This is a genomic window from Hymenobacter sp. 102 (genome assembly GCF_049949205.1).
Classification (GTDB): domain Bacteria; phylum Bacteroidota; class Bacteroidia; order Cytophagales; family Hymenobacteraceae; genus Hymenobacter.
Map to the genome: position 1 here is coordinate 3,769,031 of NZ_CP188172.1, position 17,690 is coordinate 3,786,720.

At 60.5% G+C, this 17,690-nt stretch carries 11 protein-coding genes; 8 read left to right on the forward strand and 3 right to left on the reverse strand.

The window, feature by feature from the left end:
* The first annotated feature begins 35 nt into the window (after positions 1–35).
* On the forward strand, positions 36–1,094 hold the full coding sequence (locus ACN19L_RS16265; RefSeq protein WP_426490522.1) for a family 43 glycosylhydrolase: 1,059 nt from the start codon (positions 36–38) through the stop codon (positions 1,092–1,094).
* 106 nt (positions 1,095–1,200) lie between these two features.
* Here ACN19L_RS16265 and ACN19L_RS16270 read toward each other — a convergent pair whose 3' ends face one another.
* Positions 1,201–2,253 carry a UDP-glucose--hexose-1-phosphate uridylyltransferase gene (locus tag ACN19L_RS16270; RefSeq protein WP_426490523.1) on the reverse strand — a complete coding sequence of 351 codons (1,053 nt, stop codon included), beginning with the start codon at positions 2,251–2,253 and terminating at the stop codon, positions 1,201–1,203.
* Between the two features lie 184 nt (positions 2,254–2,437).
* Positions 2,438–3,604: a galactokinase gene (gene galK / locus ACN19L_RS16275; RefSeq protein ID WP_426490524.1), complete on the reverse strand. Its 1,167-nt coding sequence runs from the start codon at positions 3,602–3,604 to the stop codon at positions 2,438–2,440.
* Between the two features lie 443 nt (positions 3,605–4,047).
* Here galK and ACN19L_RS16280 point away from each other — a divergent pair, with 443 nt between their 5' ends.
* The 6 genes from ACN19L_RS16280 (at position 4,048) to ACN19L_RS16305 (ending at position 14,629) form a co-directional block, all read left to right on the forward strand.
* Positions 4,048–7,134 carry a SusC/RagA family TonB-linked outer membrane protein gene (locus ACN19L_RS16280; protein WP_426490525.1) on the forward strand — a complete coding sequence of 1,029 codons (3,087 nt, stop codon included), beginning with the start codon at positions 4,048–4,050 and terminating at the stop codon, positions 7,132–7,134.
* A 41-nt stretch (positions 7,135–7,175) separates the two neighbouring features.
* On the forward strand, positions 7,176–8,723 hold the full coding sequence (locus ACN19L_RS16285) for a RagB/SusD family nutrient uptake outer membrane protein (protein ID WP_426490526.1): 1,548 nt from the start codon (positions 7,176–7,178) through the stop codon (positions 8,721–8,723).
* A gap of 166 nt (positions 8,724–8,889) precedes the next feature.
* Positions 8,890–9,960: a glycoside hydrolase family 43 protein gene (locus ACN19L_RS16290; protein WP_426490527.1), complete on the forward strand. Its 1,071-nt coding sequence runs from the start codon at positions 8,890–8,892 to the stop codon at positions 9,958–9,960.
* A gap of 38 nt (positions 9,961–9,998) precedes the next feature.
* Entirely contained in the window at positions 9,999–11,621 is a 1,623-nt protein-coding gene (locus tag ACN19L_RS16295) for a family 43 glycosylhydrolase (RefSeq protein ID WP_426490528.1), read from the forward strand.
* A gap of 183 nt (positions 11,622–11,804) precedes the next feature.
* A complete protein-coding gene (locus ACN19L_RS16300; RefSeq protein ID WP_426490529.1) occupies positions 11,805–12,854 on the forward strand; it encodes an aldose epimerase family protein in 1,050 nt (349 codons plus the stop codon).
* Between the two features lie 68 nt (positions 12,855–12,922).
* Entirely contained in the window at positions 12,923–14,629 is a 1,707-nt protein-coding gene (locus tag ACN19L_RS16305) for a sodium:solute symporter family transporter (protein WP_426490530.1), read from the forward strand.
* Positions 14,630–14,814: 185 nt separating this feature from the next.
* Here ACN19L_RS16305 and yidD read toward each other — a convergent pair whose 3' ends face one another.
* Entirely contained in the window at positions 14,815–15,036 is a 222-nt protein-coding gene (gene yidD, locus ACN19L_RS16310; protein WP_226271031.1) for a membrane protein insertion efficiency factor YidD, read from the reverse strand.
* 144 nt (positions 15,037–15,180) lie between these two features.
* Between yidD and ACN19L_RS16315 the strand changes: the two genes are divergently transcribed.
* Positions 15,181–17,469 (forward strand): S46 family peptidase, encoded by a 2,289-nt coding sequence (locus ACN19L_RS16315; RefSeq protein ID WP_426490531.1) that lies wholly within the window; start codon positions 15,181–15,183, stop codon positions 17,467–17,469.
* Positions 17,470–17,690: the final 221 nt, after the last annotated feature.

A 17,690-nucleotide genomic window follows, 5' to 3' on the forward strand; every position in this document is an offset into this window, starting at 1 on the left:
GCAGCAACCATAGCCCCATCTGTCTTTTTGCTCTCATGAAATATTGCTACCCATTGGTGGTTGCCCTGCTGCTATCAGGCTGTGCCCGCGCGCCCCGGCAGCCTGCCTCCGCCGAAGCAGCTACTTTCACCAACCCGCTGCTGCCAGCCGGCGCCGACCCCTGGACCATTCACCACAACGGCTATTACTACTACACCCACACCACCGGCCGCAACATCACGCTCTGGAAAACTCCCTCGCTGAGCCAGTTGCGCACTGCTCCCAGCAAAGTAGTGTGGACGCCCCCAGCCGCCGGGCCCAACTCCCGCGAAATATGGGCCCCCGAACTGCACCGCATTCAGGGCAAGTGGTACCTCTACTACGCAGCCGATGCCGGCCGCAACCCCGAACACCGGCTTTGGGTGCTCGAAAACAGCGCCGCTGACCCCCTGGAAGGCACCTGGGAAGATAAAGGCCAGATAACCGATGCCACGAACAAATGGGCCATCGACGGTTCCGTGTTCGAAAACCGGGGGCAGCTGTATTTCATTTGGTCGGGGTGGGAGGGAGACCAGAATGGTCGTCAGGATATCTACCTGGCCCGCATGAAAAACCCCTGGACCATTGACGGGCCACGGGTGCGGGTATCAACTCCTACGTACACCTGGGAGCGGAATGGCGACCTGAACAACCCCAACGACCCGCCCCACGTGGATGTGAACGAAGGCCCCGAAGTGCTCCGCCACGCCGGCAAGCTCTACCTGATTTATTCGGCCAGTGGCTGCTGGACCGACACCTACGCCCTCGGTATGCTCACCGCCTCCGACAAGGCAGACCTGCTGCAGCCCAGCTCCTGGCAAAAGTCGCCGGAGCCCGTATTCCAGCAGAATGCGGCCAACAAAGTGTACGCACCCGGCCACAACAGCTTTTTTAAATCACCCGACGGGACGCAGGACTGGATTCTGTACCATGCCAACGATGAGCCCGGGCAAGGCTGTGGGCGCTTCCGAACGCCACGGGCCCAACTGTTTACCTGGAATGCCGATGGTACCCCCAATTTTGGAGTACCCGTGGCCGTAGGTCAGCCGCTGGCCCGCCCTTCGGGAGAGAAATAACAACGGTCCTTCGCCATAATCAAAAAAGCCCGTAGTGCTCAGCTACGGGCTTTTTGGTTGCGGCGAAGAGCTGTATTTCAGCGGGCTACTTTACCTGCACCACAAGTTACTGGCGGGCGGCTTTGTAGTGCGTGGTGGGCAGTTGGCGCAGGCGCTGGGCGGCGGCTTCGGGGGTGATGTCGCGCTGGGCGTTGCCGAGCAGCTCGTAGCCCACCATGAACTTGCGCACAGTGGCTGAGCGCAGCAGCGGGGGGTAGAAGTGCATATGCAAGTGCCAGGCCTCGTGCTCTTGGCCGTCGGTGGGGCGCTGGTGCAGGCCGGCGGAGTAGGGGAAGGAGGTCTGGAACAGGTTGTCGTAGCGGATGGTCAGCTGCTGGACCATGTCGGCCAGCGCATCTTTCTCCTCGTCCGTGAGTTGGGTCAGGTCCTGCACGTGGCGGCGGGGCAGCACCAGCGTCTCGAAGGGCCAGATGGCCCAGTAGGGCACCACCGTCACCCAGTGCGCGTTTGCCAGCACCACACGCTGCTGCTGCTCCAGCTCCAGGGCCAGGTAATCGGTGAGCAGGCTGCGGCCGTGCTGCTGAAAGTAGGTCTCTTGCTGCTGGGTTTCCTTGGCCGGCTCGCCCGGTACGGTGCGCTGGGCCCAGATCTGGCCGTGGGGGTGGGGGTTGGAGCAGCCCATCACCTGGCCCTTGTTCTCGAAGATCTGCACGTAGTTGATGTCCGGGCGGGCCCCCAGCTCCTGGAACTGCGCGGTCCACACGTCCACCACCCCGCGAATGGCCTCCGGGCTCATTTCGGGCAGGGTTAAATCGTGACGGGGCGAGAAGCAGATGACCCGGCCCACCCCCGATTCGGCCTCGGCCCGCAAGAGCCCGCCAATGTTGACCTCGCCCACGGGTGTATCGGAGAGCAGGGCGGCAAAGTCGTTGTCGAAGACGAAGGTGCCGGTGTAATCAGGGTTCACCTCACCGTTAGCGCGCACGTTGCCGGGGCAGAGGTAGCAGGTAGGGTCGTAGGCGGGGCGGGGGGCCTCGTCGGTGGCCTCCTGCTGGCCCTGCCAGGGGCGCTTGGAGCGGTGCGGGGAAACCAGCAGCCACTCGCCGGTGAGCGGGTTGTAGCGGCGGTGCGGGTGTTCGGTCAGGTCGAAAGCGGACATGCGGGCGGATGGTGACAAGTAATCGACGATAAAACGGGAGCACGTGAGCCGGAGGTCAGGCGCAACGCATGGTTGCAGTACCGTTGACCAGCAGACTCACGTGCCAAAAGCATCCTCCCTGCATAACCCGGCCCCTTTCCGGTCCCGCATTCCCACGTGCAAGAAGCAGAGAGGATGTAGGAAGTTACTGCAGCACCAAGGCTGGCACCACATCGACGCCGCTCACAATGGTTGTGCAGTACATTTCAAGGGGCAGGCCCAGCTGCTGCTGATACCGCGCGGCCATGTGTTGGCAAAACTCATCTACCGCTTCCGTCGCTACCAGGTTAATCGTGCAGCCCCCAAAGCCGCCGCCCATCATGCGGGAGCCAAATACACCGGGTAAGGAGCGCGCGGCCTCTACCAGCACATCCAATTCGGGGCAGCTTACTTCATATAAGTCTCGCAAGCCGGCGTGGGAGCCGTACATCTGCTGGCCAAAGGCGGGCAGATCGTGTTCTGCCAGGTACTTGCACGCGGCCTCCACCCGCAGGTTTTCCTCCACCACATAGCGGCAGCGGCGGTACAGCACGTCGCCTAATTCCTGCTGGTGAGCTTCTAGCTGCGTCAGGGTAGCATCGCGCAGGCTCAGGACTTGCGGGTAGTAGCGGCGCAGGATGGCTACCCCTTGCTCACACTCCTGACGACGGGTATTGTACTCGGAGCTGGCCAAGGAATGCTTGACACCGGAGTTGCACAGTACAATGCGGCAGGCATCCGTATCGAAGGGAAAATACGCGTATTCCAGGGAGCGACAGTCGAGGCGCACTACCTGGCCGGCTTTGCCAAACAGGCTGGCAAACTGATCCATAATACCGCATTGCACCCCCGCGTAAGCGTGCTCGGCCTGTTGGCTAAGGTGGGCCAGCTCCATGCGGCCCAGCCCGGCGTGCAGGAGGGTATTCAACGCCAGTGCGAGGCCACACTCCACAGCCGCCGATGATGAGAGGCCGGCCCCCATCGGCACGTTGCCGCCAAATACGCAGTCGAAGCCCGGCACAACGATGCCCCGCTGTTGAAACCCAGCTACTACCCCCTTCAGATAGTTCGCCCACAGTACAGAGCCGGGCTGCAGCTGTGCAAGGGCAAACTCCTGCCGTTCCTGCTTATCGTAGGAGTATAGCCGCACGGTATCAAGGCCGTTGAGAGCTACTGCGAAGTAGATTTCCTTATCGACGGCGGCGGGTAGCACGTAGCCGCCGTTGTAGTCTGTGTGTTCCCCGATCAGGTTTACGCGGCCCGGTGCCCGGACTAGCAGTGGCACAGATGAAAATATCTGTTGGAAAGCAGAAGCTACGGCGGAAGCTGACATAGACGTGGTAAATCAAGAAGCGGACGCACAAATGAAGCAAATTAGTGCAAACGTTTGCAAATTCATGTTCAACTATTTTTCTGTAACAGTTCAGCTTCGGCTCTCTGGCTGGGCAACCGGCGCACCCTTAAAACTGACTAGAACCTCAGCAGTAGTGAGTGACTCATTACTTTTAATATAAAAATATTTATTAGTGTTTCTTGACAAAGGGATAATAACTACTTAACCTTACGCAACAATTCGGTACAGAGGAGCAGGTATAGCTGTACTCACCTCCCGTTGCCTCCTCTTTTTATTCTTGGCGGCCTGGTAACACTTTGCTATCAGGCTTTTCTTCAGAACTGCTCTGCAAACGTTTGCAATGATAGATGAAATGCAAACGTTTGCTTCGAAGCAGAACAATTAAGTGTCCCACTGTACATCCTACCCAACTGCTCCTTTCCATGAAACGAATGGTACCCCACCCACACCACCTGTTGCTCCCGGCCCTGCTCGGGTGCTTGCCGCTGCTGGCCGCCGCTGCTCCTGAGGTTCCTGCCTCGCCCGCTACCACCACTGCCCGCGTTGCCGCCACCGTAACGGGCCGTATTACGGATGAAAAGGGGCAGGGAATGCCCGGGGTGACGGTGCTGGAAAAAGGCACGTCCAATGGCGTGACCACCGACAGTGACGGCCGCTACAGCCTCACGGTAGCCGACAATGCAACACTGGTTTTCTCCTTTGTTGGCTATACTACCCAGGAAGTGCCAGTAAACGGCCGCAGCACCGTGGATGTGCGCCTGGATGTGGATAGCAAGGTGTTGAACGACGTGGTAGTAGTAGGCTACCTGACGCAAAAGCGGGAGGATGTAACCGGCTCCGTAGCCAGCGTAAGCGGCCGGGACGCCCAAAAAGCCCCCGTGGCCACCATTGCCGAAGGCATTCAGGGGCGCTTGCCGGGTGTGCAGGTTGTCAACTCGGGCGTGCCGGGCCAGGCACCTTTGATAAACATTCGGGGCTTGGGCTCGTTAGGCGGCAGCAGCAGCCCCCTCTACATTATTGATGGGCTGTGGGTAGATAACATCCGGGACTTTAACACCGCCGATGCCGAGTCGATTCAGGTATTGAAGGATGGGGCTTCCCTGGCACCGTACGGTTCGCGCGGGGCCAACGGGGTGATTATCATTACCACCAAAAAGGGTAAATCGGGCACGCCGGCTATTAGCTTCAATGCCTACAGCGGGGTGCAGAAAATCAACAAGACCTACGACCTGATGAACGCCCAAGAATGGGCCGTTATCAACCGCCAGGCCTACGAAAATGCCGGGCGCCCGGTGCAGCCGTTTGTGGCCAACCCCAACGGGGTGGATACCGACTGGCAGAAAGAGCTGATTCGGACGGGGCGGGTAGAGGATTACAACCTGAGCTTCTCGGGCGGTGGCCCCAACTCCAATTTCCTGCTGTCGGGCGAGTATTTCAACCAGAAGGGCACCACCGTGGGCCCCAAGTTTGAGCGCTACAGCGTGCGTCTGAACTCGGGTTTTAACCGGGGCCGCCTGCGCGTGGGCGAGAACCTGCAGCTGGCCCGCACCAACTCCACGGCCATCAACGGGCTGCCCTTCCTGGATGTGCTGCGCATGCTGCCGGTTATTCCAGTGTATGATGCCGCTAACCCCGGTGGGTTCGGCTTCGGCAACAACAACGCCAGCACCTTCGGCACCAATCCCATTGCCCTGCAAAAACTGCTGAACAACACCTCCGAAAATACTCGGATTCAGGGCAACGTGTACGGGGAACTGGACATCTTCAGCTTCCTGCGCTACCGCCTCAACCTGGGCACCGAGTACCTGGCCTACCACGACCGGGAAAAGCGCCAGTACGGGCAGTGGCGCCAGAACGACCCCCTGAACCCCTCGTACTACGCCGAGAACCAGGGCAACCGCTTCTTCACGATGGTGGAGAACACCCTGTCCTTTGATAAAAGCTTCGGCCAGAACAACGTGACGGCCGTGGCCGGCTACACCGAGCAGCACCAAACCGACGACTTCACCCGGGGCCGCAACAACGACTACGGCACTGGCCCGGTGTACTACTGGGCCCTGGATGCCGGCAGCAGCGCCCCGCAGGTGGTAGGTTCTTCTTACACTTACAACAAACGCTCCTACCTGGGACAGATTACCTACGACTACGACCAGCGCTACCTGCTGACTGCGGCCATCCGCCGCGACGGTTCCTCGCGCTTCAGCCCCGAAAACCGCTACGGTACGTTCTACGCGGCTTCGGCCGGCTGGCGGATTTCTGAGGAAGATTTCTTCGCCAACCTCACCGATAAGGTAAGCAACCTGAAGCTGCGGGCCAGCTACGGGGTGCTGGGCAACGAGCAAATTGGCGGGCCCTACGGCGGTGCGTACCGCTGGCAGGGTGTAGTGAACCCCAACGTGAACTACCCGTTCGGGGGCGACAACACCCAGAATGGTAGCGTGCAAACTCAGCTGCCCAGCACCGATATAGCCTGGGAGGAGCGCCGCACGGCTAACTTCGGCTTTGATCTGGGGCTGCTGCAGGACCGCATCACGCTGTCGGCCGATTACTACCGCTCCGAAACGCGCAATGCCCTGGTAGACCCCGCCATTCCAATTGTGCTGGGCAACGCGGGTAGTAACCCGTACCAGCGCATTGGCCGTATTCAGAACCGGGGGCTGGAACTGGTAGTCGGCTACAACGAAAACCGCAGCGCCTTCAAATACAGTGTTACCGGCAACCTGACCACTATCAAGAATGAGGTAACGCGCCTGAGCAATACCGAGCGTCAGAACTTCTTTGTGGGTGGCCCCGGCGAATCGACCCGCACGGAGGTGGGCTACGAACTGGGCTCCTTCTACCTGTACCAGTTTGACGGTATTTTCCAGACCGGCGACAACATAGCCGGCAGCGCCCAGCCCAATGCCCAGCCCGGCGACGTACGTTACAAGGACATCAACAACGATGGCCAGATTACGGCCGCTGACCGCACGCATATCGGGCGGGTGTTTCCCAAAATCCAGTACGGCCTGAACCTGTCGGCCAGCTACAAGGGCGTCGATCTGTCGGCCTTCTTCCAGGGCGTGCAGGGCAACGATATTCTGAATACCGGCCGCTACTGGCTGGACCGTACCGACGACAACGGCAACTACCGCAAGGATTTCAGCCCCTGGACGCCTTCTAACCCCTCTACTACCACGCCCCGCGCCATTATTGCCGGTGGGGGCGGGCAGGCCGGCGAAGCCGCTATCAACAACTCCCGCCTCAACTCCTCGCGGTGGCTGGAAGACGGCTCCTACCTGCGCCTGAAAAACCTACAGATTGGCTATACGATTCCGAAAACCCTAACGGAGCGGGTGAAAGGCGTGGGCAGCCTGCGCGTGTATGTAACGGCGCAGAACCTGTTCACCGTGACCGACTACACCGGCTACGACCCCGAAGTGGTAAACGGCAACCTCTCCCGCGGCGTGGATGAGGGCAGCTACCCCAACCTGCGCACCGTGTCGCTGGGCCTGCAGCTGGGCTTGTAACAGCCACCGTTTCTTCCCCAACCTTCCCATCTGATATTCCCATGAAACTACATACACTGCGCTTTGCCGCTCTGGCCAGCAGCCTGCTGCTAACGACGGCCTGCGACAAGGATTTTCTCGACCAGGTTAACCCCAATCAGCCCACTACAGAGTCGTTCTGGAAAACGGAGGGCGACGCCATCAAGGGCATCAATGCCTGCTACAGCGGCCTGCAGCAGCTGGGTACGTACCGGCGCTGGCTGCACTTCGCCTACGATTTGCGCTCCGACGACAGCTTCAGCCAGAGCCCCTGGGGCGAGCTGGCCGACTTTACGCGCTTCGTGCAGGCCAACTACGATTTTGAGGTGTCGCAGAACCTGTGGCGGGACCATTACCGGGCCATCTGGCGTACCAACCAAGTGCTGGCCAACGTGCCCGGCATTCAGATGAGCGAAACCCTGAAAAAGCGGGTGCTGGCTGAAGCCAAATTCCTGCGGGCCCTGTATTACTACAACCTGGTTACGCTGTACGGCAACGTGCCGCTGGCCCTTACGCCCTCGGACCCCGCCAACCTGCCACCCCAAGTTACCGAGGCGCAGGTATGGGCCCAGATTGTGCAGGATCTGCAGGAAGCCAAGCCCGATTTGTCGGACACCTACGGCGGTAACGACACGGGCCGCGCTACCAAAGGAGCCGCTACCACGCTGCTAGGCAAAGCCTACATGCAGCAGCGGCAGTGGGCGCAGGCCTCGGCGCAGCTGGCCGAGGTTATCAGCTCGAACCGCTACCGGCTCACTACCAACTATACCGATAACTTCCGGCACACCACGGAAAACAACGCGGAATCCATCTTTGAAGTCCAGTTTTCGGATGCGAAGCTGGGCGGCAACGACGGCGACGACGCTACCTCCTCGGAAGGCGGCCAACGCTCCCAGTTCTGGGGCGTGCCCGGCGCTGGCTTTGTGGATGGAGAGGTGCGGCCCTGGGTGGTAAACGAGTTTCTGCAGGAGCCCACTACCACCGGGGCCCGCGACCCACGCCTGGCGGCTACCGTGTTTTACAACCGCCGCCAGTTTACCACTACGCTGCCCGTTGATGGCGACACGCTGGTGTACGGCACTGGCTTTCTGCGCCGCTTCCGGGGCAATGCCCGCGACCTGAGCCGGGTGTACTGGCGCAAGTACCAAACCGACTACTACCGCACGTTCGAGAATTTCGACTCGCCCATCAACCACCGGGTGATGCGCTACGCCGATGTGCTGCTATTGCAGGCCGAAGCCCTTAACGAGCAAGGCCAGACCAGCGCTGCTGTACCGCTCATCAACCAGGTACGCAGCCGGGCCGGGCTGGCGCCGCTCACGCCGGGCAGCTTCACGCAGGTAACCTTGCGCACCCAGCTGATGCACGAGCGGGTAACGGAGCTGACGGGCGAAGGCCAGCGGTTTTTTGACCTGAAGCGCTGGGGTCTGCTGGATAACCAAGCGAGCATTGACCAGCTGAAAACCCGGGACTCCGACTTTAATAACTTCCGCTTGAACCGTTCCCGGTTGCTGCCCATTCCGCAGACGGAAATTGACCTGGCCCGCTATCAGCAGAACCCTGGCTGGTAACCACCACGTGAGCATCTGAAAATAGAGCCGTTCCGGCCTTGTGTCGGAGCGGCTCTTCTTTGCTGGAAGTGGTACATTAACTCCCAGCGTATGTCTGCCCTTTTGCGAGTATCTTATAGCTGCTAGCCATCCTTTTGGTTTTCCTTTCCCGCCTTCCGCTCTACTCATGACCTGGTATTCCGCCCGATTTCTGCCCCTGGCCCTGCTCTGGCTCACGCTGTCCTGTAACAGTGGTTCCTCGCCTGCACCCGCACCGCCTACTCCGCCGCCACCCACTACCCCCACCGCCACCACGTTTACCAACCCGCTGCTGGGCGTGGGGCCCGATCCTTGGGTGTACCGCAAGGACAATATGTACTACTACATGAGCACGACCGGCGGCAATATCGTTATCCGCAAAACGGCCAAAATAACGGAACTGGCTTCGGCGGTAAGCACGGTGGTATGGACGCCCCAGCAAGCCGGCATCAACCAGCGCGACCTGTGGGCTCCGGAGCTACACTTCTTTGATGGGAAGTGGTACATCTACTATTCTGCCGACCCCTTCTGCTGCGCGGGCCACCGCGTGCACGTGCTGGAAAACGCAGCAGCTGACCCTACCACCGGCACCTGGACTTACCGGGGCCGCATTGCCAACCCGAACTCCGACCTGTGGGCCATTGACGGCACGGTGCTGGAGCAGAATGGCAAGCGGTACCTGATCTGGTCGGGCCACGAGGTGGAAGGCAGCGGGACGCAGCGGCTATACATTTCGGAAATGAGCAACCCCTGGACGCTGGTAGGCCCGCGCGTGGAGCTCTCGCGCCCCGAGTACGACTGGGAAACCATTGGCGAACCGGACGTGAACGAGGGGCCGGAAATTCTGAAGCACGGCGGCAAGACCTTCCTGGTGTACTCGGCCAGCCACTGCAGCACCGATGACTACTCCTTAGGCATGCTCACGGCCAGCAGCACCGCCGACCCCATGCAGCTTAGTTCCTGGACGAAATCAACCAAACCCGTTTTCACCAAGAATACGGCGGGTCAGGCGTACGGCCCCGGCCACAACGGCTTCTTTAAGTCGCCGGATGGTACCGAGGACTGGATTATCTACCACGCCAACCCGCTAATCGGCCAGGGGTGCGGTGATAACCGGAGTCCCCGCATTCAGAAATTCACGTGGAAAGCCGACGGTACGCCCGATTTCGGCACGCCCGTAGCCCTGGGCACCAAGCTGACCAAGCCCTCCGGCGAATGAGCCCGGCCGGCCTTTCCGTTCACCTCCTTCCGCGTATCGTGCATTTCTCTCTGCTCCGCCGGGTTGCCGGTTTTACCAGTTTTCTGAGCCTGGGCCTGCTGGCTGCCTGCCACCAGCCCGCCGCCACCACCCGCGCGAGTGACGCGGGCCGCCCCAACAACCCGGCAGCTGCCGCTGCAACGGTGCCAGCTGTCGGGGCTAACCCCATCCTGCCCGGCGACTTTCCCGACCCCTCCGTGGTGAAGGTGGGCACTACCTATTGGGCCACCGCTACCAGCTCCAACTGGGGCCCCGCGTTTCCGCTGCTGCGCTCCACCAACCTGGGCAGTTGGGAATTGGTAGGGCACGTGTTTCCCGATAAGCTGCCCGCCTGGGCCGATTACTACTTCTGGGCCCCCGAAATCAGTCAGGAAGGCAAGAAAACCTACGTGTACTACACCGCGCACAAGCGGGGTGGCAACCTGGCCGTGGGCGTTGCCAGCGCCGACCGGCCCGAAGGCCCTTACACGGACCACGGCCCCCTGGTAGGCCAGCCTGATGGCTCCATTGATGGGTTCCCGATGCGCGACGAGAAAGGGCAGTTGTATCTTATCTGGAAAGAAGATGGGAATAGCATCAACCAGCCCACGCCCATCTGGGCCCAGCCCATCAACGAAAGCCGCACGGCGTTGATAGGGGAGAAGCGGGAGCTGTTTCGCAACGACCCTGCTACCTGGGAAGGCAACTTGGTAGAGGGGGTGGCCATGGTGCAGCACGGGGGCTACTTCTATGCTTTTTATGCCGGTGCCGGATGCTGCGGCTCGGGCTGTACGTATGCTACCGGCGTGGCTCGGGCCAAAAGCCTGCTGGGACCTTGGGAAAAATACGCCCATAATCCTGTGCTCACCTCCAACGATGCCTGGAAATGCCCCGGCCACGGGACGGTGGTTGAGCACCAGGGCCGCTCGTTTCTGCTGCACCACGCCTACGCAACCAATAGTCAGCAATATGTGGGCCGGCAAGGCGTGTTGAGCGAGTTTACCTGGACGGCCGATGGCTGGCCCGAGTTCCGGGGCGGGAGTACGCCTGTGGCGCCCACTGCACCTGTCGCGCAGTCATTCACCGATGAATTTAGTAGCCAGAAGCTGCAGCCGGTGTGGCAGTGGCCCGTGGAGCAGCGCCCCACGGTAACGTTACGGGGTGGGCAGCTGTACCTGCAAGCCCGACCCGACCACGCGGGGGCCGCGCTGGGCCATAGCACCACTGCCCCCAACTACACGGCTACTACCACCTTGCTCACCCCGGCGAGCCTGCCGGCGGGCAGCCACGCCGGGCTGGCCGCCCACGGCGACCCTGACAACGTGCTGGCCATAGTAGCCGGCGGCAATAAGGTAATGGTAGTGCAGGTTCAGAAGGGCCAATCCACTACGTTAGGGGAAGCGCCCTTGCCGGCTGCTAAAGCAGTGCAGTTCCGGGTACAGGCCCGGCAGGGCAATAAGTTTACGTTTGCCTGGAGCTCCGACAACGGCACTACCTGGCAGTCGTTGCCTGCCGGGGGCACTGCAGTAGATGGCAGCTTCCTGCCACCCTGGGACCGAGGCGTGCGGGTAGGAGTGCTGGCCCACGGCCCCGCCTCGGCTACGGCCGTGTTTGAGCGGTTTGCGCTGACGGACACGCTTTGATATTCCCAACCAAAGGGTTCCTGATTTCCTTCTCTTCCTTTTCATTCGCAGTATTTTATGACGTTTCCTGTGTACCGGAGTCTTGTGCTGGCTGGACTGGCCCTGTCGGCTTGTTCCTCGCCCTCTACTCCCGCTGGCCAATCTGAGGCCCCTTCTTCCTCTGCTTCTTCCGATTCTGTGGCTATGAAACCAACTGCCAGCTCGTTCGGTCGCCTGCCCGACGGCACGGACGTACAACTCTACACGCTCACCAACGCCCACGGGCTCAAAGCCACCATCAGCACCTACGGCGGCACCGTCACCAGCCTGCTGGTGCCTGATAAAGCAGGGCAGCTCGGCGACGTGGTGCTGGGCTTCGACAGCCTGGCCGGCTACCAGAGCCCCGAATACCGGAAATCCGGTCCTTACTTCGGGGCCCTGATCGGGCGCTACGGCAACCGCATTGCCAAGGGCCGCTTCACGCTCGACGGCAAAGAGTACACGCTGGCCACCAACAACGGCCCCAACCACCTGCACGGGGGCCTGAAAGGGTTTGACAAAGTAGTGTGGCAGGCCCAGCCCGGCTCCTCGGCCCAGGGGCAGACGCTCACGCTCCGCTACCGCAGCAAGGACGGCGAGGAAGGCTACCCCGGCACCCTGCAGGTGACGGTGGTCTACACGCTGACCCCGGACGATGCGCTGCAGATTGACTACGCGGCCACCACTGATAAGGCCACGCCCGTGAACCTCACGAACCACAGCTACTTCAACCTGGGCGCCGGAGCCGATGTGCTGGGCCACGAGGTGACCCTCCCGGCTGACCGCTACACGGTGGTGGATGCTAGTCTGATTCCGACCGGGGAGCTGCGCCCGGTAAAGGGCACGCCTTTCGACTTCACCTCAGCCCACGCCATTGGGGAGCGGATAGCCCAGGTGCCCGGCGGCTACGACCACAACTGGGTACTCACCCAGACCGACGGCCTGCACGAGGCGGCCACGGTGTACGAGTCCACCACGGGCCGCACCATGACGGTGCGCACCACCGAGCCGGGCGTGCAGTTCTACACCGGCAACTTTCTGGACGGCAGCCTGAAGGGCAAGGGCGGCAAGGTGTACGGCAAGCACGCGGGCTTTTGCCTGGAAACCCAGCACTTCCCCGATTCGCCCAACCAGCCCGCCTTCCCCAGCCCCATCCTGCAGCCCGGCCAGACGCTGCGCTCCACCACCAGCTACACCTTCGGCGTGCGCAAGTAAGCCATACGGGCTGTTGCGGGCTCATCAATCAGCCGTACCTTGCTTACTACGCGTTCAACCCCCCTTGCATGAATTCACTTAACGCACTTGACCTGGCGGTCTTCCTGTTTTACCTGGTGGGCGTGTCCTGCTACGGCTACTACATCTACCGGCGGAAACAAAGCTCCCAACTCTCCACCAAAGACTACTTTCTGGCCGAAGGTTCGCTCACGTGGTGGGCTATTGGGGCCAGCATGATTGCCTCCAATATTTCGGCCGAGCAGTTCATTGGAGCTTCCGGAGCGGGGTTTACGCAGGGCTTGGCCGTGGCTGCCTACGAGTGGGTAGCGGCACTGGTGCTGGTATTTGTGGCCGTGTATTTCATGCCCATTTACCTGCGGCAGAAGATTTACACGATGCCGCAGTTTCTGGAGCAGCGCTACAATGCCACGCTCAGCCTGATCATGAGTATTTTCTGGCTGTTTCTGTACGTGCTGGTCAACCTCACGGTGATTCTGTACCTGGGGGCGCTGGCCATCAACAACCTGGTGGGCAGCCCCGACGGTAGTTCCTTTCACCTGATTCTGATTGGCCTGGCCGTGTTTGCGCTCTTCATCACGCTGGGCGGCATGAAAGTGGTGGGCTACACCGACGTGGTGCAGGTGACCGTGCTGCTGCTGGGCGGGCTGGCTACCAGCTACCTGGCTTTGGTGCTGGTAAGTCAGAAGTTTGGCCTCGGCAACAGTGCTCTGGCTGGTTTCCAGCAGCTGCTGCATTCCGCCGATGACCATTTTCACATGATTTTCGCCAAGCCCACGCCCAACTCCAGCCAGGAATACATCAGCAAGTATCTGGCCTTGCCGGGCTTGGCCATGTATGCCGGTGGGCAGTGGGTAGCCAACCTCAATTACTGGGGCTGCAACCAGTACATTACCCAGCGCGCCCTGGGGGCCGATTTGAACACGGCCCGCACCGGTATCCTGTTTGCGGCTTTGCTCAAGCTGATTATGCCGCTGGTAGTAGTGCTGCCCGGTATTGCGGCCTATGTACTGCACCAGCAGGGCGCGTTGCAGCAGGAAATGAGTGCCGGCGGCTCGCTCAACCCCGACAACGCCTACTCGGCCATTCTCACTTTCCTGCCCAACGGCCTCAAAGGCCTGAGCTTGGCGGCTCTCACGGCGGCCATTGTGGCCTCCCTGGCCGGCAAGGCTAACTCCATCTCCACCATTTTCACCCTCGATATCTACAAGCGTTACCTGGATAAAGAGGCGGACGAACAGAAGCTGGTGCGCGTGGGCCGCCTGACCATTCTGCTGGCAATGGTGCTGGCTGTGGCCTTCACCTGGAAAGATTTGCTGGGCATCAGCGGGGCCGGGGGCTTCACGTACGTGCAGAAATACACGGGCTATATCTCGCCCGGCATTGTGGCCGTATTCCTGCTGGGTATGTTCTGGAAGCGGACTACGGCCACTGCGGCCGTAATTGGCGTACTGGCGGGTTTCGGCTTCTCTCTGCTGTTCAATGACTTTGCACCCCGCTTGTTTGGCAATGAAACGCTGCTGTATTCGGCTTTCCCCAACGCGAATGGCGTGTACGAGGTGCCCTTCTTGGTGAGCATGGGCTGGTCGTTTTTCCTGACGGCCCTGCTGATGATAGTGGTCAGCCTGGCCGGGCCGGCCATCAACCCCAACGCCATTTCCCTGCCCACCGGTCTGTTCCGCACCACGCCCAAGCAGCAGGCCCTTATTGTGCTGATTGTGCTGCTGATTTCGGCTCTGTACATTAAATTTTGGTAGTAAGTAACGTGTCATTGCAAGCCGACGGCGATGCACTCCTTCCTGTTCGGAGGTAGAAGCCTTGAAAAAATGAAAAGCCCCTGACGCCTAATTCTGGCGTCAGGGGCTTTTGCGTAAGCCAACCTTGCTCGCTTGGAGAAGGAAAGATTACTTCGTCGTGCCTCCTCGCAATGACACTCGCTCACTCACGGTACCGGGTCGTGGCCGTGGCTGCCCCAGGGGTGGCAGCGGCCGATGCGGCGCAGGGCCAGCCAGCCGCCGCGCCATGGGCCGTACTTGGTGACGGCCTGCACGGCGTAGGCCGAGCAGGTAGGCGTATAGCGGCAGCTGGGTGGCTTCAGGGGCGAAATCAGGTGGCGGTACACCCAGAGCAGGCCCAGCACCAGTTGGCGGAACAGGTAGGTCATAACGCAGGCAAAGGTCGGGAAAGATGAGAACAGCGGGGTTAAGGGAGGAGTTTCCAGTGAAGCGCGGCGGTGGTACCGTTGAGCCCGAACGAATCGGGTAGTTGCGTACCTTCGCCGCAAAACCACTCATCCACCCCAACTACTATGCAAAAACAACACTGGGCCAAGGTGCTGCTGCTTACCCTGCTGCTACCTCTGGCCGCCCGCGCCGATGAAGGCATGTGGCTGCCCCTGTTTGTGAAGCGCCTCAACCAGGCCGACATGCAGAAGAAAGGCCTCAAGCTCACGGCCGAGGAAATCTACGACGTCAACAATGCCTCGCTGAAAGACGCCGTGGTGCAGCTGGGCGGCTTCTGCACCGGCGAGTTCGTGAGCAGCCAGGGTTTGCTCCTCACCAACCACCACTGCGGCTACGACGCCATTCAGAGCCATAGCACCCCCGAAAACAACATTCTGCAGAACGGCTTCTACGCCGCCAGCAAGGCGGAGGAGAAGAAGAACCCCGGCCTGTTCGTGGATATTCTGGTGCGCATGGAAGACGTAACCGGTAAGGTGCTGGAAGGCATTACACCGGCTACTTCCGAGCAGGAGCGGATGGCCACTATTCAGAAGCGGCAGAAGGAAATGGCCGATAACGCCAAGGAAAACGGCAAATACGTAGCCTACGTGCGCGACATGTTCGGGGGCAACGAGTACTACCTGTTCATTTACCAGCGCTTTGGTGATGTGCGCCTGGTAGGCGCGCCACCGGAAGCCGTGGGCAAGTTCGGGGGCGACACCGACAACTGGATGTGGCCCCGCCACACCGGCGACTTCTCCATGTTTCGGGTGTACGCCGACAAGAACAACCAGCCCACCGCCGGCCCTCAGGAGGGCAACGTGCCCTACGTGCCGAAAAAACATCTGCCCGTGGCCCTGCAGGGCGTGAATGAAGGTGATTTTGCCATGGTATTCGGCTTTCCCGGCCGTACTCAGCGTTTCCTGCCCGCTGCCGGCCTGCAGCTGACCCTCGACCAGAGCAACCCCGCCCGCATCAAACTGCGCGACACCCGCCTGAAGCTGTGGAAAGAGGATATGGACCAGGATGCGGCTCTGCGCCTGAAATACGCCTCCAAATATGCCAACATTGCCAACTACTGGAAGTATTTCATCGGCCAGAACGAAGGCATGAAGCGGTTGAAAACCGTGGATGCCAAGAAGGCGGAGGAAAAAGCCCTCATGGAGTGGATTGCCCAGGACCCCACCCGGGCTCAGCAGTACGGTGAGGCCCTGAACACCATCAACCAGAGCTACGCCGGCATCCGCCAGTACAACCTCAGCAGCCAGTACGTAAACGAAGCCGCTTTCGGCACCGAAATCGTGACCCTGGCCGCCCGCATGGTGCCCCTGGCTACTGCGCTGAAAGCCGGCGACAAAGCCGGAATCGATAAGGCGGTAGCCGACCTGAAAGAGCCCGTAGCCGACTACTTCAAAGACTACAGCGCCCCCACTGATAAGAAGGTGTTTGCGGCCCTGATGAACCTGTACATGCAGGACGTGCCCAAAGACCAGCAGCCCGACGTGTTCCAGACGGTGCAGAAACAGTACGGCGGCTCCATGCAGAAATACGCCGACTACGTGTTCAGCAACTCCTTCCTAACCTCGGAAGCCAAGGTAAACGCCTTCCTGGCCGCGCCCACGCTAGCCAAGCTGGAAGCTGACCCCGGCTACAAAACCTACCAGTCGGTGTACTCCAACTACGTGCAGAACATCCTGCCCAAGCTGCAGGGCCTGCAGGCCGGCCTGGGCCGCGCCAACCGTTTGTACGTGGCCGCCCTGCGCGAGAAAAACAGCCAGAAGGTATACTCGCCCGATGCCAACTCCACTATCCGCCTGAGCTACGGCACCGTGCGCCCCTACAAAGGCCGCGACGCCGTGGAGTACGACTACAAAACCACTGCCCAGGGTATTCTGGAGAAGGAAGATGCCACCAACCCCGAGTTTGTGGTGCCCCAAAAAGAGCTGGAACTGCTCAAAATGAAGGATTATGGCCGCTTCGCCGATAAGCAGGGCAACCTGCCCGTAGCCTTCATCACCGATAACGACATCACCGGCGGCAACTCCGGCTCCCCCGTTATCAACGGCCGCGGCGAGCTGATTGGCCTGGCCTTCGATGGCAACTGGGAGGCCATGACCGGCGACCTGGCCTACGACCCTGACCTGAAGCGCTGCATCAACGCCGACATCCGCTACGTGCTCTGGTGCATTGAGAAGCTGGGTGGTGCCAAGCACATCGTGGATGAAATGACGCTGGTCAACGGTGCTCCCAACCCCGGCGTGGGCCCCGCCACCGCCACCGGTGCCGATATGAGCGACGTGGAGAAGATGAAGGTGAAAACTGATAAAGGCGGTAAAACCAAAATCAAGCGCAAGAAGGACGCTGCCATGCTGTAGGACTGCGCGGGTTAGCCCGGATGCCAACCGCAAAAAGCCCCGGTACCAGATGGTGCCGGGGCTTTTTGCGGTTGGCATCCGGGCTACGTGAGCAGTATAGTAACAGCTCGTCATGCTTCGCCTCCGGCTTTGGATAAGGAACCGTGGTACCGCAGGAATCTTTTTGTTCCCGAACTCAGCGCCGTTGTACGGTTCAGCTGAAGTAGCTATTTTCCAGCAAT